Annotated in this window: 1 protein-coding gene; it reads right to left on the reverse strand. The window is 33.2% G+C overall.

Annotated features, from left to right (window positions below; translation table 11 throughout):
• Nucleotides 1-311: 311 nt before the first annotated feature.
• Nucleotides 312-683, reverse strand: a complete 372-nt coding sequence (locus ACS8FD_RS19970) for a hypothetical protein (protein ID WP_439277151.1) — start codon at nucleotides 681-683, stop codon at nucleotides 312-314.
• Nucleotides 684-745 lie beyond the last annotated feature (62 nt).

Genomic DNA, 745 nt, shown 5'->3' on the forward strand with positions numbered 1-745 from the left:
GTTTGGCATATCTATTAAGTAAGTAGAGTTCAATAATATACGTTGTGTCTCACAACTACTTTTGCAAGAGGTCTATTATAGCTATTCCATTGCTTCTCATCATCAGAATCCAAAGTAATTGAGCTAGGTTCAAATACTTGTGACATCATAGGTAATATGGCAAAGGTCGAGGTTACTGGTGCTATGATTAATGCTGAGCCTAAACAAAGTAATCGTACTTTAGTGCTAAACAGACTAAAATAATTTCTCATGATAATACTCCTTATTGTAATATTCATAGTAGGTGCTGATTTAAATATTTAGTTTTAAATCTAAGAGCTATAACTGCCAGATCCTACTCTGCGATCGTTACCTGTTTTAAGCGTTCGATTCATCTCAATTCTTTGTTTAACACTATTATATTTTGATCGGCTATATTTCTGCTGGTCATTGTTTTTTAAATTACCATTTTTACTATTATTAATTAATTCAGATTCTTTGCTAATTTCTTGATGCGCAGTTTTGGGTACAGAGTAATATGTCATATCATTAGCAGCAGCATTCGCAGGGTTGATTATCGTAAAAATTGTAGATACCGCTAACATCACACCAAGAGCAAAATTTTTTAGAGTTGGCAATATTAAAACGACCGCAATATTTTCTACTAAGGTTATTAAAAATCCTAATACTGAACTGACCCCCAAATGTTGGACGGTTTATTTTATAACAAGGACTGAGTTCTGTATTGCACAGGACTCAGTCCTTT

It is taken from the genome of Psychrobacter sp. 1U2 (assembly GCF_051847575.1).